The organism is Streptococcus sp. SM3, from assembly GCF_027497875.1.
This window is the reverse complement of sequence record NZ_JAJNSA010000174.1, coordinates 1-2,740: the sequence shown is the minus strand read 5'-3', so window position 1 is coordinate 2,740 and position 2,740 is coordinate 1. Positions and strand designations below refer to the sequence as shown.

General features: G+C 43.0%; 2 protein-coding genes. Both read right to left on the bottom strand.

Going from position 1 to position 2,740, the window contains the following annotated elements; translation table 11 throughout:
- The coding region (dltB, locus tag PAN06_RS13715) for a D-alanyl-lipoteichoic acid biosynthesis protein DltB (RefSeq protein ID WP_269796605.1) at window positions 1-1,230 on the bottom strand (1,230 nt) is incomplete at its 3' end.
- On the bottom strand, window positions 1,227-2,740 hold a 1,514-nt coding region (gene dltA, locus PAN06_RS13710), incomplete at its 5' end, for a D-alanine--poly(phosphoribitol) ligase subunit DltA (protein ID WP_269796604.1). The genes dltB and dltA, both read right to left, overlap by 4 nt.

Genomic DNA, 2,740 nt, shown 5'->3' with positions numbered 1-2,740 from the left:
TTGATCCAAGAATCCTGAGAAAATCAGGAAGGACAGCATCACTGTGTTAAAGGTGATAAAGATCCCTAAAGCTTTGGTCCAACGATTGTCCGGTATCGGATCCAATCCTTTTGCTTTTCTTTCTTTATTGATGGTCTTTTTCTTGCGAATCCAAGCATCATTGATAACCATTCCAAGCCCATGGAAGAGCCCATAAGCGATATAGTACCAGGTCACCCCGTGCCAGAAGCCCATGACCAACATATTGATAATATAGGCAACATTTGAGGTGGTAATCCGGCTCTTGAATACTTTATTGCGCATCAATACCATCACGAGACGCATAAAGACAAAATCACGGAACCAGAAAGATAAACTCATATGCCAACGATTCCAGAATTCCTTTAAGTCACGTGATTTAAAGGGACGATCAAAGTTGATGGGACTTTTAATCCCCATCAAATTGGAGGCTGCTAAAGCAAACATCGAATAGCCCGCGAAGTCAAAGAAGAGGTCAAAGCCATAAACATACATGACTCCCAGCGTTCCGATATTGAAGAATCCACCTTGAGACAAGGCATAGGTCTGCACATGACCTAACAATAAGTGGCCAAAAATATGAGCTAGGATAAATTTATAAAGGAAGCCATACATGATATACTTAACAGCTTGCTCCAACATATCCAATAATTCTTCACGCTCAGGAATGGTTTTATAATCCTCATTAAAACGTTTGAAACGATCAATCGGCCCACTTGAGAAGGTCGGCATAAAGAGCATAAAGCGTAAGAATTCCCAGAGTGTGAATTCTTTCAAGACACCATCTCGCATTTCGATGATCATTCCGACAGCTCGGAAGGTTAAATACGAAATCCCTAAAAATCCAAACAAGGATTGGTGCCCGTTCTTGATCGCTGGCTCTACCTTAACAAAGATCAGGGGCAAGACAGACAAGAAGGAATGAAGATAGAAAATCCACTTATTGTCCGCTTTCTGACGATAGATCTTGTAGGAATACACAATCAAGATTTGCCAGACTACGTAAAAGAGCAGGGCATAAATTTGCTTGAGATTCGAACCTGTCAGCATCAAAATGATAAAGATCAGACTCACCAGTCCTTCATATACCGGAAACCGCTTTTTGAAAAAGAGGCCCACAAAGATCGGCAAAAAAGCTAGAATGAGGTAGATAAAATAGATCGGTGTTCCATAGTGTTCTAAATGAGGGAGCTGTTTCAAAAACTCGATCATCGGTTGTTAACCTCGCTAATCAACCCTTTGATGTCGATTTTCCCGTTTGGTGTTAATGGCAGGCTGTCACGATAGAGGAATTTTGAAGGCATCATATAAGACATCATGATGTTTTCTAAATCTTCCTTAATGGCTTTCGTGATATCAATTTCGCGCTCAAATTGTTCTTTGACACCCTCTTTTAAGATGACATAGGCCAAGAGATTTTGGACCTTGTGATCTTTATTATAACGCGGTACTGCGACTGCTGAGTCAATATACTTCGATTTGTTCAAGTTTTGAGAGACATCCTCTAGCTCGATACGATAACCGTTAAACTTGATTTGGAAGTCCATCCGACCACCATAGAGAAGAAGACCTTCATCCGTCATGGTTCCGACATCTCCCGTATGGTAGGCTGGAAGACCTTCAAATTCGAAGAAAGCTTCTGCTGTTTTCTCTGGATTATTCATATAACCTTTTGAAACGGCTGGGCCAGATACGATGATCTCCCCTTGCTCACCATTTGGCAATTTGTCTCCTGCCTCATCAATGATGAAGGTTGGAGAATCTTCTTTGGTGTAACCAATTGGCAGACGTTTCAAAGTAGCTAACATCTCATCTGTTACGGCTACAGCTGAAAGAGCTACAGTTGCTTCAGTTGGGCCATAAGCATTGATGATGCGCGCATTTGGAAAACGCTCGCGCAGTTTCTGAGCGGTTTTCACGGTCAACTCTTCCCCATCAAAGTAGAAATGGGTGATCCCTGGCATCTTTTCAGCATTGAAATCCTCAGACAACATGGCCATATCTGCAAAAGATGGTGTTGAAGTCCAGATAGCAATCGGAAGAGAAAAGATCGTCGCAAAGAGTTGTTTGAAGTCTTGAGTAATGGCTGATGGAAGGGCAAAAAGCGTTCCCCCAAGAGCTAAGGTCGGTGCCCAATACATGACAGACAAATCAAAGGAATAGGGCGGTTGTGCCAACATTTGCGGACGCTCTGGCGTTGCAAATTCCTTGTCCGTAATCATCCAGTTGGTAAAGCTGAGCAAGTTATCGTGCGAAATTTGCACCCCTTTTGGTTTCCCAGTTGTCCCTGAGGTAAAGATGATATAGTAGTTATCATCCCCTCTGACCGGATGTTGCAAGTCATAGGCATGCTGAGCCGCATAAGCTTCACGCACTTGCTCCAAGGACATGATTGGAGCAGCTGGGTTTTCCAATGGAAATTCATTGATAGCAATAATCAGGCTTGGCTCTGCTACTTCAACAATGGCAGACACGCGCTCCAAGGCAGAGTGGCTATCAATTGGGATATAAGCATGGCCAGATTTGGTCAAAGCCACAAAGGTTGCTAACATTTCATATTCTTGTCCACCAAAGACAACAACAGGTGACTTTTCAGGAAGTCCCATTTGATCAATGTGGGCAGCCAAGCTATCTGAATCAGCCTTCAATTGGCCATAGGTATGCTCCTCACCAAGGACATTGTAGACCGGATAGTCTGGTTGTAGTTGCGCATAACGTTCAA